Here is a 13,910-nt window from a genome sequence, read left to right as displayed (position 1 = left end):
TGACGGCCTGGCAGGAAAACTGGCGGCTCATCCTGAATTGGAGATGCCCCATGCGACACCTCTACGCCCCCGCGTTCTTCCTCGGCTTCATCGGCCTGGCCCTGTACCTGGTCGGTGAAGGCGTATCGCTCTTGTGCCTGCCGGCGCTGTTGCCGCTGGCGATCCTGCTGGCCTTCCTCGGCGAGCGACTCTGGCCCTATCGAGCCGGCTGGAACGAGAGCCACGGCGATGGCGCCCGCGATCTCCTCCATGCGCTGGTCAACGAGACGCTGAATACGCTGGGGATTGCCGCGATTCCGTTGATGGCCCTGTGGCTGCCGCATTTCGCGCTGTGGCCAACGGATTGGCCGCTCGCGCTGCAATTGCTGGTTGCGCTGCTGGTCGCCGACCTCGGTATCACCCTGGTGCACTACGCCAGCCACCGGTCGCCGCAGTTGTGGCGCCTGCATGCGGTGCACCACAGCGTCACGCGCATGTACGGGTTCAACGGGCTGATGAAACACCCGTTGCACCAGATGCTCGAAGCCCTCGGTGGCACGCTGCCCTTGCTGTTGCTGGGCATTCCCGTGGAAGTCGCGGCGCTGCTGGCGTTCGCCATCGCCATCCAGTTGCTGCTGCAGCACAGCAATGTGGACATGCGCATCGGTGCGCTGCGCCATGTCTTCGCCTGGGCCCCGCTGCATCGCCTGCACCACCTGAAATACGGCACGGCCGGGGACGTGAATTTTGCGCTGTTCTTCAGCTTCTGGGACCGCCTGCTGGGCACCGCGCTGCATTTGCCGGACTACGCGCTGGCGGAGGATGACCTGGGCATTGGCGACCGGCCCGACTATCCGGTGGGGTACTTCGCGCAACTTGCCGAGCCGTTCCGTCGCGTTGATGTGGCGCATCCGCCAGCGCCGTTGCCCAGGGAGCTGCGCCGCCTGCTAGTCGAGTAGGCGCAGCCTCAGCCGGCGCAGCGTCAGGTCGGCGCGGATGCCGAACTGGCTGCGCACGCTCCGCGAGAAATGCGCAGAATCGGCAAAGCCCGCCGCGATGGCGGCGCTGGTCAGGCTCTCGCCGACCATGGCCAGCCGCAGTGCCTGGCGCAACCGCTGCCAGAGCACCAGGCGGCGTACCGACAGGCCGAGCGTACCGCTGAACAGCCGCTCCAGTTGGCTCAGCGAGAGCGAGGCTTCCTCGGCCAGGGCCTGGGCGGGCAGGGCGCTGTCGTCCTGCGCGCGGATGCGTTGCACGGCCTTCTCCAGACGTGGGTCGAGCTGTCGGCGCGGCAGCTCGTTCAGGCGTGTCGTCAGCGATTGCAGGTTTGGCCCGGCCTGTCGACAAACACTCTCCAGATCGGCCAACGCAAAGGCCAGCGGCTCGGCGAACAGAGTGACCGTGTGCTGGTCGCTGTCGAGTATCGCGTGGCGCTGGTTGGAGGCGATGACCAGCAGCGAATCCTGCTGCGGCTGGTCGTTGATCAGCGCCTTCACCTCGCCCTCGCGAGCCATCAGTACTTGATGCGCGTAGTGTGCATGGGGCCGCGCATGGCCGGTGGTGCCGGCGACGAGGCAGAAGTCCGCGCCCAGCCAGAGCTCGCCCTGCCAGGCCTGTTCAGTCGGTCGCATGGCGCGCCAGCCATTCTTCCCGTGTCAGTTCCCAGGTTTCCCTTGGCAGCACGCCACTGACGAAGTGACCTTCGTCGCGGCCCACCAGGCGCATGCCTTCGCGTTCGGAGATACGCCGCGAGCCTTCGTTGGGGATGGCCTTGGGCACCTGCATCAGCGGGCGGCCCAGTGTCACGAACCAGAAGCGATTGACCGCTTCGCAGGCCTCGCTCATGTAGCCCTGGCCCTGCCAGGCGGGCGCCAGCCAGAATCCGCGATGATTGCCGGGCTGATCGAACAGCGAGATGTTGCCGATGGCCTCCTCGGGCGCGCTGGCCAGGCGGATCATCCAGTGCCATTCCTCGCCACGGGCCATGGCCGGCAGCACCACGTCGCGTACATAGACCAGTGCGCCATCGGCCGGGTAGGGCCAGGGCACACGGCGGTCCAGGTAGCGCACCACTTCCCAGTGCGGGAACAGGCGCTGGATGGTCGGTGCGTCGGTGAGTTGCACGGGCGTGAGCAGCAGGCGTTCGGTGCGCAGGACGGGTGGGCTTTGGCTATCCATGTCGGCTCCTGATTCTTCCGCGACAGTCTGCCGTTTCCCGGCGGTGGCTGGCCAGCCTTGCGCAAGGACGGCCTGCAACGGGTGCATAGCCTCGGACCAGACGCCCGAACGCGGCGATGGCGAGATAGTCGTCACGGTCCAAGGCGGGCCGCAAGGCCGCGGCTGCCCGGCATCGCAATGCCGGGCGCGCGTGCTGTTACTGGCGACCGGTCGGCTGGTCCGCCCCTTTGTCGACCAGGATCTGGAATGCTCCCTGACCCAGGCCTGTCACATGGTCTAACGCCCCGAGTGCGCCGAGTTGCCCAAGGTGCCGGCATTGCGCGACTGGCTGTTGGCCGAAGCGGGCGGTGAGGCGCATCGCTCAGCTGGTCCCCGATTGCCAGGGGGGGCCGCCGGCGAACTGTTCCTCGATCCAGGCCTTGAACGCTTCGCTGGCGGCCGAGCTGTAGCGCGCCGAAGGGCGCACGAAATAGATGCCGGCGGCGGAATCCAGTTGCCAGCCTGGTAGCACGCGTACCAGGCGTCCGGCGTCCAGATCGTGCTGCATCAGCCATTCGCCTCCGGCGAGGATACCGACGCCCAGCCGCGCTGCCGAGAGCAGCGCTTCGTTGTCATTGCTGTGCAGGTTGCCGCTGACGCGGACCGTTTGCTGGCGGTTGCCGCTGGCCAGCTTCCAGTCCGGCCAGGAGTTGAGGCCGGTGAAGCCCAGGCAGTTGTGTTCGGCCAGCTCCGCCGGAGCGCGGGGCGTGCCGTGGCGTTCGAGGTAGTCGGGCGCTGCGCAGAGGATGCGCCGCAGGTCGCAGAGCCGCCGCGCCAGCAGGCGGCTGTCGGCCAGCTCGCCGATGCGTATCGCGGCATCGAAGCCTTCGCCGACGATATCGACGAAGCGCTCCGAGTACTCCACCTCCAGCGTCACCTGCGGGTGCTCGAGGACGAAGCGCGAGAGGATCGGGCTCAGCCACAGTCGCCCCATGGCCGCCGGCACGGCGAGCTTCAGGCGGCCTTGGACAAGGGCCGCGCTGCGACTGGCTTCGTCCTGGGCCTCGGCGATCAGGCTGGCGGCCTGGCGCAGGCGCTCCGCCAGCCGTTGGCCTTCGTCGCTGAAGCGCAGGTGCCGGGTGGTGCGCTCCACCAACCGAACGCCCAGGCGCTGCTCGAGCGCGCCGAGGCGCTTGGACAGCACCGAAGGGTGGCGTTGCAGGGCGCGGCCGGCGGCGGCGAAGGAGCCGTGCTCGGCCAGCGCCAGGAGGGTGGCGAGTTCGTCGGCCTGGCGACTATCGAACAGATCCATAGGGCTCCCAATTCGGCGAATCCACTCGCCCGGCGGTGGTTCAGGGTATGAGGACGATGGCCCCTTCGGAGCGGCCTTCCTGCAGGTCGGCATGGGCCCGGGCGGCTTCCGCCAAGGGATAGCGACGCCATACCCGCGGCTGGATGATACCGTCCGCGACGGCCTGCAGGACGTCCTTCGCGCGCTGCTGGTATTCCTCGGCCGTGGCGGTGTGCGCGGCGAGCGAGGGGCGGGTGAGGAACAGCGAGCCCTTGGCGTTCAGCGTGGCGACCTCGACAGCGGGCGGCGCGCCGGAAGCCATGCCGAAGCTCACCAGCAGGCCGCGCGGGCGCAGGCAGTCCAGCGAGGCTTCGAAAGTGGCGCGACCGATGGGGTCGTAGACCACATCGACCTTGTGCCCGCCGGTCAGCTCGCGGACCTGATCGGCCAGCGTCGCTGCATCGAATACCAGCACCTCGTTGCAGCCGGCGGCACGAGCGCGTTCGACGCTCTGCGGCTTCGACACCACGCCGATGACGCTGGCGCCCAGGTGCCGGGCCCAGGGCACCATCAGTTGCCCCAGCGCGCCAGCGGCGCCGTAGATCAGCACGCGCGAGCCGGGGCCGACCGGCCAGGTGGATTTGAGCAGGTAGTGTGCGGTGATGCCCTTGAACAGTACGGCGGCAGCGTCTTCAAAGCTGACGGAGTCCGCCAGCTTCACCAGGCGCTCTGCCGGGTACAGGCGGCCGCTGGCGTAGGCGCCGAGCGGCCCGGTGGCGTAGGCGACGCGGTCGCCGACCTGAACGCTGGTCACGCCTTCGCCGATGGCGGCTACGGTGCCCGCGCCCTCCAGGCCGAGCGAGGAGGGCAGCGGCACCTTCACCGCACCGGAGCGCTGGCTCAGGTCCAGCGGATTGACGCCGATGGCGGCCTGTTCCAGCCACACTTCGCCGGGGCCGGGCTGCGGTGCCTGGCTCTGTTCGAGACGGAGGACTTCCGGACCGCCGAAGGCGTGGAGCGATATGCGGGTGATCATGGTTTTTCCCTGGCTGGTGATGATGTTCGCCAGTCTAGGGACAGGGTTGCGATGCACCAGACAGGGCGGGTGCAGGACATAGCTGCACGCAGTGCAGCAGTCCGCAGGGCCAGCTCAGGCCGAGGTGTACTGGGCGAAGGCCAGGTGGTAGCCGTTGCAATCGCGTATGCCGAACTCGCGCGAGCCGTAGGGCATGTCCTGCAGGGGCCAGGCGATCTGCGCCCGGTCTCTAACGGTGGCGAAGTAGCGCGCGACGTCGGCGAGTTGCAGGTAGACCGTGCCGGAGCAGCCCACCTCGCGCCCCCACAGGTCGTCGGCGGTGAACAGCAGGCGGCAGTGCTCCAGTTGCACGGTGAGCGTCCTTTCGGCGGAATCGGTCACGGCGAAGCCCAGCGTGTCGCGGTAATACTCGCGGGTGAGGTCCAGGTCGTGGCAGCGCAGCAGCAGGGTGAGCGGCATGGGGGCTCCGGAGAGAGGCGCGGAGCCGCGATCATGTCACAGGCTTCAGCGCAGAATCACCCGCAACAGTGAAACCAGTGCCGCACCGAACACCGGCGAAATCCAGATGCCGAAGGTCCGCAGGACGAACTGTCGGGCGTAGGCCAGCAGGTCCTGTTCCGGAAAGGGCACGCCCAGGCTGTGCCGGCAGTACGCCAGGATGGCGACGATGAAGCAGGTGCCGGCGAGCACCCCGGCCGACCGCCAAGCCATGCCGCGCTCGCTGGAGTAGGACAGCAGCGCGCCGCACAGGATGCCGCTCAGGGCCACCAGAATCTCGAAGGTAAATTCAGGCTCGGCGAACCAGCGATTGCCGTTCAGCCCGATGGTGTCGCCGATCTGCCAGCCGGCGAGGCTGCCCAGTGTCAGTGCCATGGCCAACCAGGGCAGGAAACGCAAAACGGTACTGTTCTGCATCACGATGGCCTCCCGGATTCGTCGATGATGGCAAAGGAGCAGTATAGCCGCCGGTCGGGGATTGGTTCACTTGGCGATGGAAGGTTGCCGCGGTCATTTACGCAGGATGTAGATCCGCACCCCGTCCACGCCGGGGATCACGTTGTAGTGACGGATCTGCGAAAAGCCCAGGCGCTGGAACTCTCGCTCCAGGGTACGGGCGCTGGCGAAGTCGGGGCCAATGGGATGCGGGTCGGCCCCGCATGGGCAGGGCTGGATATCCTTCACCGACGTCGGATGGCCGACGCGGGCGAACAGGATCACGCTGTCGCGAGTCACCGGAATCCACTCATTGAGCAATCGGATGTTCGGCATGTTGCAGGCGGTCCGCGGGACTTCCGGCAGCAACAGGCAATCGACCGAGCCCTTGCTCAGTTCGGCGTGCTCCTGGGGGGCCGGTAGTTCTTTGATCCGGCGCTTCATGGCTTCGGGCAATTTCTGGTGGGCCTCCACCAGCGAGTCGGTGGACGGGCAGGTGGCCACGATGATGCGGTTGCCGTGTTCCAGCAGCACCGGCCACGCAGAGCCGGGGGACTGCGAGACCTCCAGCACCAGGATCGGTTCTTCGGCCATGCGCAGGGCGAGGCGCAGCAGGCGCTTCTCCCGCCATTGGCGCATCCGCTGGCAGACACCGCTGCCGAATGCATTGCCGGCAGCGGCATCGTTCTCGCGGTGAGGAGCGGTGGCGAACAGGCGTTGGGGTTCGTTCATGGAGGGCGGACTCGTCAATTACGGCCATTGTCGAGTTGTGCGATCAAGGACTCGTCAAGGGCTTGTGAAAAAGACGTGGAACAGGACTTTTCAGACGCCGATACCGTGAAGCTGGTCTGCGCCGGCACAACCAGGCGCGAGCGCTTCGCCGCCTCGGGCGATGCATCGATCATCTGGGAAGGCCACAAGGCCGGGCGCGACATCGGCTACGGGCAGATGGAGAAGCTCGCCAACCTCGAGCAACTGCCTGACCACGGATTCCTGGTCAGTTGCTTCCCCTACAAGATCCGCCAGGCCTTCCCCGGTTTCGTGCGCGCCGTGGCAATCCTTGAGTGACTGCCTGGCGTTGACTCTCCCCCCAGGGGGAGGCTTTAGGCTCGACTCGCTTTCACAAGGAGTCGAGCACCATGCACCAGAAACGGATTCTCCTGATCCTCGGGCACCCCAGCGACGATAGCTTCTGTGGCGCCATTGCCGAGCGCTATCGGCAAGCAGCCAGCGGCGCGGGGCATGAAGTCAGATTGCTGCGCCTGAGCGAACTGGCCTTCGATCCGCTATTGCGCGGCGGCTACAACGCCGGTCAGCCGCTGGAACCGGACCTGCTGCAGGCGCAGCAGGCGATTGCCTGGGCCGATCACCTGGCGCTGGTGTTTCCGGTTTGGTGGGGCGGGGTACCCGCGCTGCTCAAGGGCTTTCTCGACCGGACATTCCTGCCCGGTTTCGCCTTCCGTTACCGCAAGGGGTCGCCCTTTCCGCAAAAGCTGCTCAAGGGCCGCACCGCTCACCTGCTGGCGACCCTGGACACGCCGCCCTGGTACTTCCGCTGGTTCCAGCGCATGCCCGCGCTGCAGCAAATGCGCAGGACCACCCTGGAGTTCTGCGGTATCCGCCCGACCGGCACGCTCCTGTTCGGGCCGATCATCCACTCGGCTGCGCCGCGGCGCGAGGCCTGGTTGCGGCAAGTGCAATCGCTCGCCGGCAGATGATCCGCAGGCTGGGATTTTCGCCGCGGCTGCTCCATGCTGGACGCCACCTGTGCAGGAGTGGTTCACATGTATATCGGGAAGGTTGCCGAGCTGTCCGGCGCCACGGTCAAGTGCATTCGTCACTATGAGGAGATCGGCCTGCTGCCCACGCCGCGTCGGGAGGGCAAGTACCGCGTCTATACCCAGGAGACGGTCGAGTTGCTGGTGTTCATCAAGTGCGCCCAGCAGCTGGGCTTCCGCCTCAGGGAGATGCAGGACATCTTCCTGCGCGGCGGCGAGCTGGCGCGCTGGGACCTTGTGCGCGAAGCGATTGCGGCGAAGAAGCAGGAGCTGAGTCGGCGCATCGAGGAACTGCAAAGCCATTACAACGGCCTCGAGGACTTCGAGAAGAGCCTGCTGGACTCCACCGCGCTCTGCGATCTGGAGCACCTGCCAGCCGTGGGCTGAACGACCCTTTGTCGCCTCGCTTCGAGCGGCGCCATGCAGCGTCTTTACTGGCACACAGACCCTGTCGCTCAGCGAGGCATGCGTGATGAACAGCTTGGAGGTGGCACCCGAGACTCGGGGCGTGACGGTGGAGCTGCTGTCCTCGGTCGACCTCGGTCCGGAAATCGAAGGCATGGCGGGCCGCCAGCTGCGGATGCGCCGGGTAACCATCGCGCCCGGCGGCGTCTTCGGCCCGCTGCATGACCACGTGGACCGTCCTGGCACGGTGTTCATCCTGCAGGGCACCATCACCGACCATCGCAACGGTATCGCCACCGACTACGGGCCGGGCGCCGGCTGGCCCGAGGACCACACCACCACCCACTGGCTGGAGAACCGCGGCAGCGTCACCGCCGTGGAGATTTCGGTCGATATCGTCCGGCTCGGCTAAGTCCGGCGGGATGCGTTGCTCGAACATCACCTGCCAGCGCTCACTCAATGGCACGGACGAGGGACGACGAGCCGCGCTCGCCGACCGGGAAGGAAGCGAAGGACAAAGCCGGGAAGGGCACCTGGCAGCGGGTGCTGGAACCGGTCGACCGTATCACCGAAGTGGTTTTCGGCCTATTGATGGCCATGACGTTCATCGGCTCGCTGAGCTGCAGGTCATCGCCACGCTCGCAGCCTGGACCTTCATCGCTCAGCCGCGAGCTCCAGTAACCCGCGACGCCGATAGACACCATGGTGCAATGTCCCCATGGGTGGCCTGCGTGTTGTCATGCGAGACAAGGGCAAACCGGCGAGGGTTCCGGCAGCCCGAACGTGCATGGCCCAGGCGGTGCACGCTCTTCCCACTTGGCGAGCCCGTCGAATCGCGAGGTCTTTATGCTCCTACCCCTGTGCACCTGGTCCGAAATCGAGCAGTTCCTTGGCCGCAGCCGGACCATCGTCATCCCGATCGGCTCCAACGAGCAGCACGGCCCCATCGGATTGCTCGGGACCGACTGGATGTGCCCGGAGATCATCGCCCACGAAGCGCAGAAGTCGGCCGATATCCTTATCGCGCCGACCTTCAACATTGGCATGGCGCAGCACCACCTGGGCTTCCCCGGCACCATCACGCTGCGCCCCTCGACCTTCATCGCTGCCATCTGCGACTGGGTGAATTCCCTGGCCGCCCACGGCTTCGAGAAAATCCTCTTCCTCAATGGCCACGGCGGCAACGTGGCCTCCATCGAGGCCGCGTTCTCCGAACTCTACGCCCAGGCCAGCTTCGCGCGGCGCCCGGCGGGGTTCGCCCTGAAATTGTGCAACTGGTGGGACCTGGAAGGCGTCGGCGAACTGGCCAACCGGCAGTTCCCCAAGGGGCACGGCATCCATGCCACACCGTCGGAGATCGCCGTCACCCAGTGGGCCTACCCGCAGCACATCAAGTCGGCCGAGTACTCGCCAGCGATCGCCAACTGGGGGCCGATCCGCGAGGCGGCAGATTTCCGCGCGCGCCATCCGGACGGCCGCATGGGCTCCGATCCCGGTCTCGCCACGCCGGAAAAAGGCCGCGAACTGGTGATGCTGGCCGCCCAGGGACTGGTGCAGGCGGTCGAGGTCTTCAGCGCTGAACTGTCGCCGTTCTGAGCCCTACCGCCGCAGCGTTGCCCTTCACGAAACCCGAGCCTTGCTCGGGTTTTTTTGCGTTGCAGGTCCTCCCGGGGGGCAGCTAACAAGAGCTAACAGCAGATAACTGGCCCGATAGCGCGGTCCTTGCCACGCTGGCAGCCGGGAGTCATTGGCTAACCAGGGAGGCCTCCATGACCCAGCATGACGGCTGCATGAATCTGGCGGGGCGTCGCAGCAATGCGGAGTTCCGTGTGTTGGTCCTCGGCGCTGGCGAGCCGGCGGGCATCGCATCGCGACAGCTGTACATGGCCTTGCTGCCGCTGCTCATCGCCTTCTTCGAGGGCCAGGTGCAGGCCGGCCGCATCGGCCAACCGGCCATGGGCGACCTGGTTCGCGCCACCTTGCGCCAGGTCGAGCGGCAGCGTGCAGCCTTCGACCCGGCCATTCCCTTTCGCGCCTGGCTGCTGGAGCTGGCTCGCCAGGAGCTGAGTGCCTACCGCAGTACGGTACACGCCGAGTCTGCCGCTGCGAGTCCGTCGAACGTGTCCGCGCGAAGCAGGCGCACCGCCGCCGCGCATTGATTTCACGCCGTCAGAGATGTCCCCATGCAGTCGATCGAGAAGGTTCTCTACACCGCCCGGGTGCGCACCCGAGGTGGCCGCGATGGCGAAGCGCGCAGTGACGACGGTCGCTTGCAGGTTCGCTTGACGCCGCCAGGCGCGCCGGGGGAGGGCAGTAACCCCGAGCAGTTGTTCGCCGCGGCGTGGTCCGCCTGTTTCATCGGCGCGCTGCGCCACGCGGCCCATGCGCGCAAGCTGGAGTTCCCCGCGGAGACGGCGGTGGACAGCCAGGTGGAGCTGATGCATGGCGAGCACGGCTTCTTCCTGCGCGCGCATCTGGCAATCGATCTGCCTGGGCTGGAAGCGGAACTGGCGCAGTGCCTGGTGGACGCGGCGCAGCACAGCTGCCCCTATACCAAAGCGCTGCGCGGCCATATTGCCGTCACCCTGAGCCTGCGTTGAGCCCGGTCGCCGCCGATTTAGCGTGACAGCGCACATAAACGGCCGCGCGCCAGGCTTGATCGCGCGCTCGAAACTCCTATCCTGCTAGGACTTGCGGGCCAGCCTCGCGCCCACTCCCACTTCCGGAAGAAATGCCCCGTGGAGTCTGCAGCGGACGATCTGTCCCCCTCAGCGATAGCGCCGATCGAATTCGGCCCGTTCCGGGTGATACCCGGCAAACGCCTGCTCACCCGTGATGCGCAGCCGATGGACATCGGCGGGCGCGCCTTCGACCTGCTCCTGGCGCTGCTGGAAAAGCCCGGACGGGTGCTTTCCAAGCGCGAACTGCTCAAACGTGTTTGGCCCGACATGGTGGTGGAAGAGGGCAGCCTGCGCTTTCATATGAACGGCCTGCGCCGCGCCCTGGGCGATGGCGAGGGTGGCGCGCGCTACATCGCCACCCAGGTCGGCGTCGGCTATGCATTCGTCGCGCCCGTGAGCCGCAGGGCCGATGCGGCGCCGGCAGCGTTGCCGGTGCTGCCCGTGGCCGACGGCGTTGGCAGCCTGCCGCCGCGGGTGAGGCTGATCGGCCGCGAGGCCGACGTGCAGATGATCCTGCAGCGCCTGCGCGAGCCGCGCCTGCTCACCGTCGTCGGCACTGGCGGGGTGGGCAAGACCAGCCTGGTCGTCGAAGTCGGCCATCGTCTTCTTGCCGAGCGCCGGCAAGCCGTGCGCTTCATCGACCTGGCCCAGGTGGAGGACGAGCATCTGGTCGCCTCGGCGCTGGCCGCCGCGCTGGGGGTGCCAGTGCAGGCCGAAGACCCGCTGGCGGTGCTGTTGGCGCACCTCAAGGGCCAGGCTCTGCTGCTGCTCGTCGACAACTGCGAACATGTGGTCGACGTCATCTCCGCGCTGGCCGAACGTATCCGCGACGTCGCTCCCGGCGTCGGCCTGCTCGCCACCAGCCGCGAACCGTTGCGGGCGCGGGACGAAGAGGCGCACTGGCTCGGCCCGCTGGAGTTTCCCGAGCAGCCGCACGGCCTGCCTGTCGAGACATTGCTGGCGTACCCTGCCGTGCGGCTGTTCGTGGAGCGCGCCGAGGCGGCCAACGCTGCGCTGCAATGGCAGGAGGGCGACCCCGCCCTGATCGCCGACATGTGCCGACGCCTGGGCGGCATGGCCTTGCCCATCGAGCTGGCGGCGGTGCGGGTGGCGCTCCACGGCGTCAAGGCCACCCATGCACTGCTGGGTGAGCGTTTTTCCCTGGGGTGGTCCGGTCGGCGCACGGCACAGCCTCGCCACCAGACGTTGCGCGCCATGCTGGACTGGAGTTACGCGCTGCTCGCCGAAAACGAACGCCTGGTGTTCGATCGTCTGTCGGTTTTCGTCGGGCCCTTCTCCCAGGAGGCGGCCGCGCAGGTCGTCGCGGACGCGCGCATCGATGGATTGGAGGCCGCCGCCATCCTCGACGAACTGGCGTCCAAGGGGCTGGTGGCCGTGGACCGCAGCGAGGCCGCTTCGGCGTATCGCCTGCTGGAGATGACCCGCGCCTTCGCCCGTGAAAAAGCTGCTTGCCACGGTTCTGATGAGGCGCATGCCCTGGCTTTCCGTCATGCCGCTTATTACCTGTGGTTGCTGGAGCAACTGGGTAGCGCGCCCGAGGTGATCTACGAGGGCTGCGCGCGCCTGGCCAACCAGCTGGGCAACGTGCGCAGCGCGCTGGAGTGGAGCTTCGGTCCGCAGGGCGACCCCGGCCTGGCGCTGCCGCTGGCGGCTGCCAGTGCGCCGTTGTTCCTGCACTATTCGCTGCAGGTGGAATGCCGCACCTGGTGTGCGCGGGCCACCGAGTTGCTGGAACTGGGCTATTTCGGCAGCCCCACCGAAATGGAACTGCAATCGGCCCTCGGGCTGGTGCTGATGTTCACTCGCGGTAACAGCGAGGCGGCCGGCAAGGCCCTGCTGCGCGCGCTGGAAATCGCCGTGGCACTCGCCGACCACTGGGCCGAATTGCGCGTACTGGGGCGCCTGCAGATCTTCTACGAACGCATCGGCGACTTCGCCTCGTCGCTGGCCTGGGCGGAGCGCGCGGTGGTGGTCGGCGACACCCTGGGCGAACCGGAAGCGGTGGCGGTGGCCGCCTCGCTGGCAGGTATCTCCCATCACCTGCTGGGCGATCAGCGGCGCGCGCGCGAGGAGCTGGAAAAGTCCCTGCGCAACAGCCTGCCCTCGGAACGCAGCCGCACACTGCACTATGGCTTCGATCACCACAACCGCACCGGCCTGGCCCTGGCGCGCACGCTCTGGCTGCTCGGTTGCGCCGACCAGTCGCGGCGCTGGGCGGACCAGGTAGAGGCCGAGGCGGCGGAACTCAACCATCCCGCGACCCACTGCATCGCCCTGGTGTGGACGCTCTGCATCCACATCTGGACCGGTGAGCTGGACAAGGCCGACCGGAGCCTGGCGACCTTCAGCCGCATTGCCGAAGCCAACGCCTTCGCGCCGTATCAGGCTGCCACTCAGGGGTTCCATGCAGCCATCGCCATTCGCCGTGAACAGCCCGGCGACGCGGTGCGCCAGTTGGAGGAGAGCCTCACGCGCCTCCACGGCATGCGCTACGAGTTGCTGACCACGTCCTTCGAGATTGCCCTCGCCGAGGGCCTTATCCTCGCTGGCGAACACCGCCGCGCGCTGGGCGTTGCGCGGCGCTGCATCGCCCATTGCCGCGGCAGTGGCGATGCCTATGCGTTGCCGGAGCTGATGCGCATCGAGGCGCAGATCATCGGCGCCTTGGGCGAGGAGGGCGATCAGGCGGTGGAGCAACTGCTGCAGGCTTCGCTGGCGATGGCGCGCGAACAGGGCGCCAGGGCCTGGATCCTGCGTACGAGCCTGGACCTGGCGCGGCTGCGCACGAGACAGGGCGAGGACGTCGCGGCGCTGGCGTTGCTGGACGCCTGCCGGCTCGAGGAAGGCTTCGACACGTTGGACGTGCGTCTGCTGGAGGAGCGGCGACGCGCGCTGGGCGCCACCTGACTCGCGCTCAGCGGCTCTCGGCGGGCGTGATCGCCAGCAGGGCCGCCATGTTCACCAGGTCCGGCAGGGTGCGCGCCTGCATCTTGCGCATGACCCGGCCGCGGTGCGCCTTTACGGTAATCTCGCTGATGCCCAGGTCGGCCGCGATCTGCTTGTTCAAGCGTCCGGCCACCACCATTTCCAGCACTTCCCGCTCGCGGCTGGTGAGCAGCGTATAGGCCTGGCGCAGGGCATCGAGCCGGCTTTGCTGGCCGAGCGCGACGCGGCTGTGCTGCAGCGCGTCGGCGATGGCTTGCAGCAGGATGTCGCTGTCGAACGGCTTGGTGAGGAATTCCACCGCGCCGGCCTTCATTGCGCGCACGGTCAACGGCACGTCGCCATAGCCGGTGATGAAGATGATCGGCATCGCCGGGCGCGCACCGGCCACGCTGCTTTGCAGGTCGAGGCCGTTGAGATCCGGTAGGTTGACGTCAAGCACCAGGCAACTGGGCGCGACGCTGGCCGGCTCGTCGAGGAAGGCCGTGGCGGCGTCGAACAGCACTGGTCGCCAGCCGGCCGAGCGGATCAGCAGTTCCAGTGATTCACGCACCGAAATGTCGTCGTCGACGACGTAGACGATAGGCGTCGGCTCTTGCATCGGCAGGCGTTCCACTCGCTGGGCTGGGCCGGGATGGGCGGGATAGTGGTGCAACATGCCATGTCCTCCGAGTGGCGTCGACCGG

17 protein-coding genes and 1 pseudogene are annotated in these 13,910 nt (G+C 67.3%); 9 read left to right on the top strand and 9 right to left on the bottom strand.

Annotation, left to right across the window (positions count from 1 at the left end; all coding sequences use genetic code 11):
* The first annotated feature begins 50 nt into the window (after nt 1-50).
* Nucleotides 51-938, top strand: a complete 888-nt coding sequence (locus tag C167_RS0112305; protein WP_017518583.1) for a sterol desaturase family protein — start codon at nt 51-53, stop codon at nt 936-938.
* Here the strand turns inward: C167_RS0112305 and C167_RS0112300 are convergent.
* From C167_RS0112300 to C167_RS0112265, 7 genes are all read right to left on the bottom strand, one after another.
* On the bottom strand, nt 927-1,610 hold the full coding sequence (locus C167_RS0112300; protein ID WP_017518582.1) for a helix-turn-helix domain-containing protein: 684 nt from the start codon (nt 1,608-1,610) through the stop codon (nt 927-929). The two genes, C167_RS0112305 and C167_RS0112300, sit on opposite strands and share 12 nt — an antisense overlap.
* Entirely contained in the window at nt 1,597-2,157 is a 561-nt protein-coding gene (locus tag C167_RS0112295; protein ID WP_017518581.1) for a GNAT family N-acetyltransferase, read from the bottom strand. Before C167_RS0112295 ends, C167_RS0112300 begins: the two co-directional genes overlap by 14 nt.
* Nucleotides 2,158-2,518: 361 nt before the next feature.
* Nucleotides 2,519-3,448: a LysR family transcriptional regulator gene (locus C167_RS0112285; RefSeq protein WP_017518579.1), complete on the bottom strand. Its 930-nt coding sequence runs from the start codon at nt 3,446-3,448 to the stop codon at nt 2,519-2,521.
* A 40-nt stretch (nt 3,449-3,488) separates the two neighbouring features.
* On the bottom strand, nt 3,489-4,463 hold the full coding sequence (locus C167_RS0112280; protein WP_017518578.1) for a quinone oxidoreductase family protein: 975 nt from the start codon (nt 4,461-4,463) through the stop codon (nt 3,489-3,491).
* Nucleotides 4,464-4,577: 114 nt separating this feature from the next.
* On the bottom strand, nt 4,578-4,922 hold the full coding sequence (locus C167_RS0112275; RefSeq protein WP_017518577.1) for a VOC family protein: 345 nt from the start codon (nt 4,920-4,922) through the stop codon (nt 4,578-4,580).
* A gap of 45 nt (nt 4,923-4,967) precedes the next feature.
* Nucleotides 4,968-5,378 (bottom strand): hypothetical protein, encoded by a 411-nt coding sequence (locus C167_RS0112270; RefSeq protein ID WP_017518576.1) that lies wholly within the window; start codon nt 5,376-5,378, stop codon nt 4,968-4,970.
* A 93-nt stretch (nt 5,379-5,471) separates the two neighbouring features.
* Complete coding sequence (locus tag C167_RS0112265) at nt 5,472-6,128, bottom strand: hypothetical protein (protein ID WP_017518575.1); 657 nt, start codon at nt 6,126-6,128, stop codon at nt 5,472-5,474.
* A gap of 109 nt (nt 6,129-6,237) precedes the next feature.
* Here C167_RS0112265 and C167_RS0112260 point away from each other — a divergent pair.
* The 4 genes and pseudogenes from C167_RS0112260 to C167_RS0112245 all read left to right on the top strand — a co-directional run.
* A pseudogene (locus C167_RS0112260) lies at nt 6,238-6,464 on the top strand (cyclase family protein); the annotation flags it as partial.
* A gap of 71 nt (nt 6,465-6,535) precedes the next feature.
* A complete protein-coding gene (locus tag C167_RS0112255; protein WP_017518574.1) occupies nt 6,536-7,114 on the top strand; it encodes an NAD(P)H-dependent oxidoreductase in 579 nt (192 codons plus the stop codon).
* Nucleotides 7,115-7,180: 66 nt separating this feature from the next.
* The gene (locus tag C167_RS0112250; RefSeq protein WP_017518573.1) at nt 7,181-7,561 is read left to right on the top strand and encodes a MerR family transcriptional regulator; all 381 of its coding nucleotides are present in this window, start codon (nt 7,181-7,183) and stop codon (nt 7,559-7,561) included.
* A gap of 85 nt (nt 7,562-7,646) precedes the next feature.
* A complete protein-coding gene (locus tag C167_RS0112245) occupies nt 7,647-7,991 on the top strand; it encodes a cupin domain-containing protein (protein WP_017518572.1) in 345 nt (114 codons plus the stop codon).
* A gap of 40 nt (nt 7,992-8,031) precedes the next feature.
* Here C167_RS0112245 and C167_RS34465 read toward each other — a convergent pair whose 3' ends face one another.
* On the bottom strand, nt 8,032-8,283 hold the full coding sequence (locus tag C167_RS34465) for a hypothetical protein (RefSeq protein WP_157791832.1): 252 nt from the start codon (nt 8,281-8,283) through the stop codon (nt 8,032-8,034).
* Nucleotides 8,284-8,425: 142 nt separating this feature from the next.
* On the opposite strand from C167_RS34465, the gene C167_RS0112235 reads away from it, so the two are divergent.
* The 4 genes from C167_RS0112235 to C167_RS0112220 all read left to right on the top strand — a co-directional run bounded on the left by C167_RS0112235 (nt 8,426) and on the right by C167_RS0112220 (nt 13,188).
* Nucleotides 8,426-9,175, top strand: coding sequence for a creatininase family protein (locus tag C167_RS0112235; protein ID WP_017518570.1), 750 nt, complete (start codon nt 8,426-8,428; stop codon nt 9,173-9,175).
* Between the two features lie 173 nt (nt 9,176-9,348).
* Nucleotides 9,349-9,738: a hypothetical protein gene (locus C167_RS32495; protein ID WP_017518569.1), complete on the top strand. Its 390-nt coding sequence runs from the start codon at nt 9,349-9,351 to the stop codon at nt 9,736-9,738.
* A gap of 24 nt (nt 9,739-9,762) precedes the next feature.
* Nucleotides 9,763-10,179: an organic hydroperoxide resistance protein gene (locus C167_RS0112225; protein ID WP_017518568.1), complete on the top strand. Its 417-nt coding sequence runs from the start codon at nt 9,763-9,765 to the stop codon at nt 10,177-10,179.
* Between the two features lie 138 nt (nt 10,180-10,317).
* A complete protein-coding gene (locus tag C167_RS0112220) occupies nt 10,318-13,188 on the top strand; it encodes an ATP-binding protein (protein WP_017518567.1) in 2,871 nt (956 codons plus the stop codon).
* Between the two features lie 7 nt (nt 13,189-13,195).
* Here C167_RS0112220 and C167_RS0112215 read toward each other — a convergent pair whose 3' ends face one another.
* Entirely contained in the window at nt 13,196-13,882 is a 687-nt protein-coding gene (locus C167_RS0112215) for a response regulator transcription factor (protein WP_017518566.1), read from the bottom strand.
* Nucleotides 13,883-13,910: the final 28 nt, after the last annotated feature.

The organism is Pseudomonas nitroreducens TX1 (assembly GCF_000313755.1).
GTDB lineage: Bacteria > Pseudomonadota > Gammaproteobacteria > Pseudomonadales > Pseudomonadaceae > Pseudomonas > Pseudomonas nitroreducens_A.
Note: the sequence above shows the minus strand (reverse complement) of the source record. Positions and strands in the feature narration are given on the sequence as shown.

What these genes read in the sequence shown, in the direction of transcription:
- C167_RS0112305 (WP_017518583.1), top strand. Translation starts at nt 51, where the DNA reads ATGCGACACCTCTACGCCCCCGCGTTCTTCCTCGGCTTCATCGGCCTG.
- C167_RS0112300 (WP_017518582.1), bottom strand. Translation starts at nt 1,610, where the DNA reads ATGCGACCGACTGAACAGGCCTGGCAGGGCGAGCTCTGGCTGGGCGCG.
- C167_RS0112295 (WP_017518581.1), bottom strand. Translation starts at nt 2,157, where the DNA reads ATGGATAGCCAAAGCCCACCCGTCCTGCGCACCGAACGCCTGCTGCTC.
- C167_RS0112285 (WP_017518579.1), bottom strand. Translation starts at nt 3,448, where the DNA reads ATGGATCTGTTCGATAGTCGCCAGGCCGACGAACTCGCCACCCTCCTG.
- C167_RS0112280 (WP_017518578.1), bottom strand. Translation starts at nt 4,463, where the DNA reads ATGATCACCCGCATATCGCTCCACGCCTTCGGCGGTCCGGAAGTCCTC.
- C167_RS0112275 (WP_017518577.1), bottom strand. Translation starts at nt 4,922, where the DNA reads ATGCCGCTCACCCTGCTGCTGCGCTGCCACGACCTGGACCTCACCCGC.
- C167_RS0112270 (WP_017518576.1), bottom strand. Translation starts at nt 5,378, where the DNA reads ATGCAGAACAGTACCGTTTTGCGTTTCCTGCCCTGGTTGGCCATGGCA.
- C167_RS0112265 (WP_017518575.1), bottom strand. Translation starts at nt 6,128, where the DNA reads ATGAACGAACCCCAACGCCTGTTCGCCACCGCTCCTCACCGCGAGAAC.
- C167_RS0112255 (WP_017518574.1), top strand. Translation starts at nt 6,536, where the DNA reads ATGCACCAGAAACGGATTCTCCTGATCCTCGGGCACCCCAGCGACGAT.
- C167_RS0112250 (WP_017518573.1), top strand. Translation starts at nt 7,181, where the DNA reads ATGTATATCGGGAAGGTTGCCGAGCTGTCCGGCGCCACGGTCAAGTGC.
- C167_RS0112245 (WP_017518572.1), top strand. Translation starts at nt 7,647, where the DNA reads ATGAACAGCTTGGAGGTGGCACCCGAGACTCGGGGCGTGACGGTGGAG.
- C167_RS34465 (WP_157791832.1), bottom strand. Translation starts at nt 8,283, where the DNA reads ATGGTGTCTATCGGCGTCGCGGGTTACTGGAGCTCGCGGCTGAGCGAT.
- C167_RS0112235 (WP_017518570.1), top strand. Translation starts at nt 8,426, where the DNA reads ATGCTCCTACCCCTGTGCACCTGGTCCGAAATCGAGCAGTTCCTTGGC.
- C167_RS32495 (WP_017518569.1), top strand. Translation starts at nt 9,349, where the DNA reads ATGACCCAGCATGACGGCTGCATGAATCTGGCGGGGCGTCGCAGCAAT.
- C167_RS0112225 (WP_017518568.1), top strand. Translation starts at nt 9,763, where the DNA reads ATGCAGTCGATCGAGAAGGTTCTCTACACCGCCCGGGTGCGCACCCGA.
- C167_RS0112215 (WP_017518566.1), bottom strand. Translation starts at nt 13,882, where the DNA reads ATGTTGCACCACTATCCCGCCCATCCCGGCCCAGCCCAGCGAGTGGAA.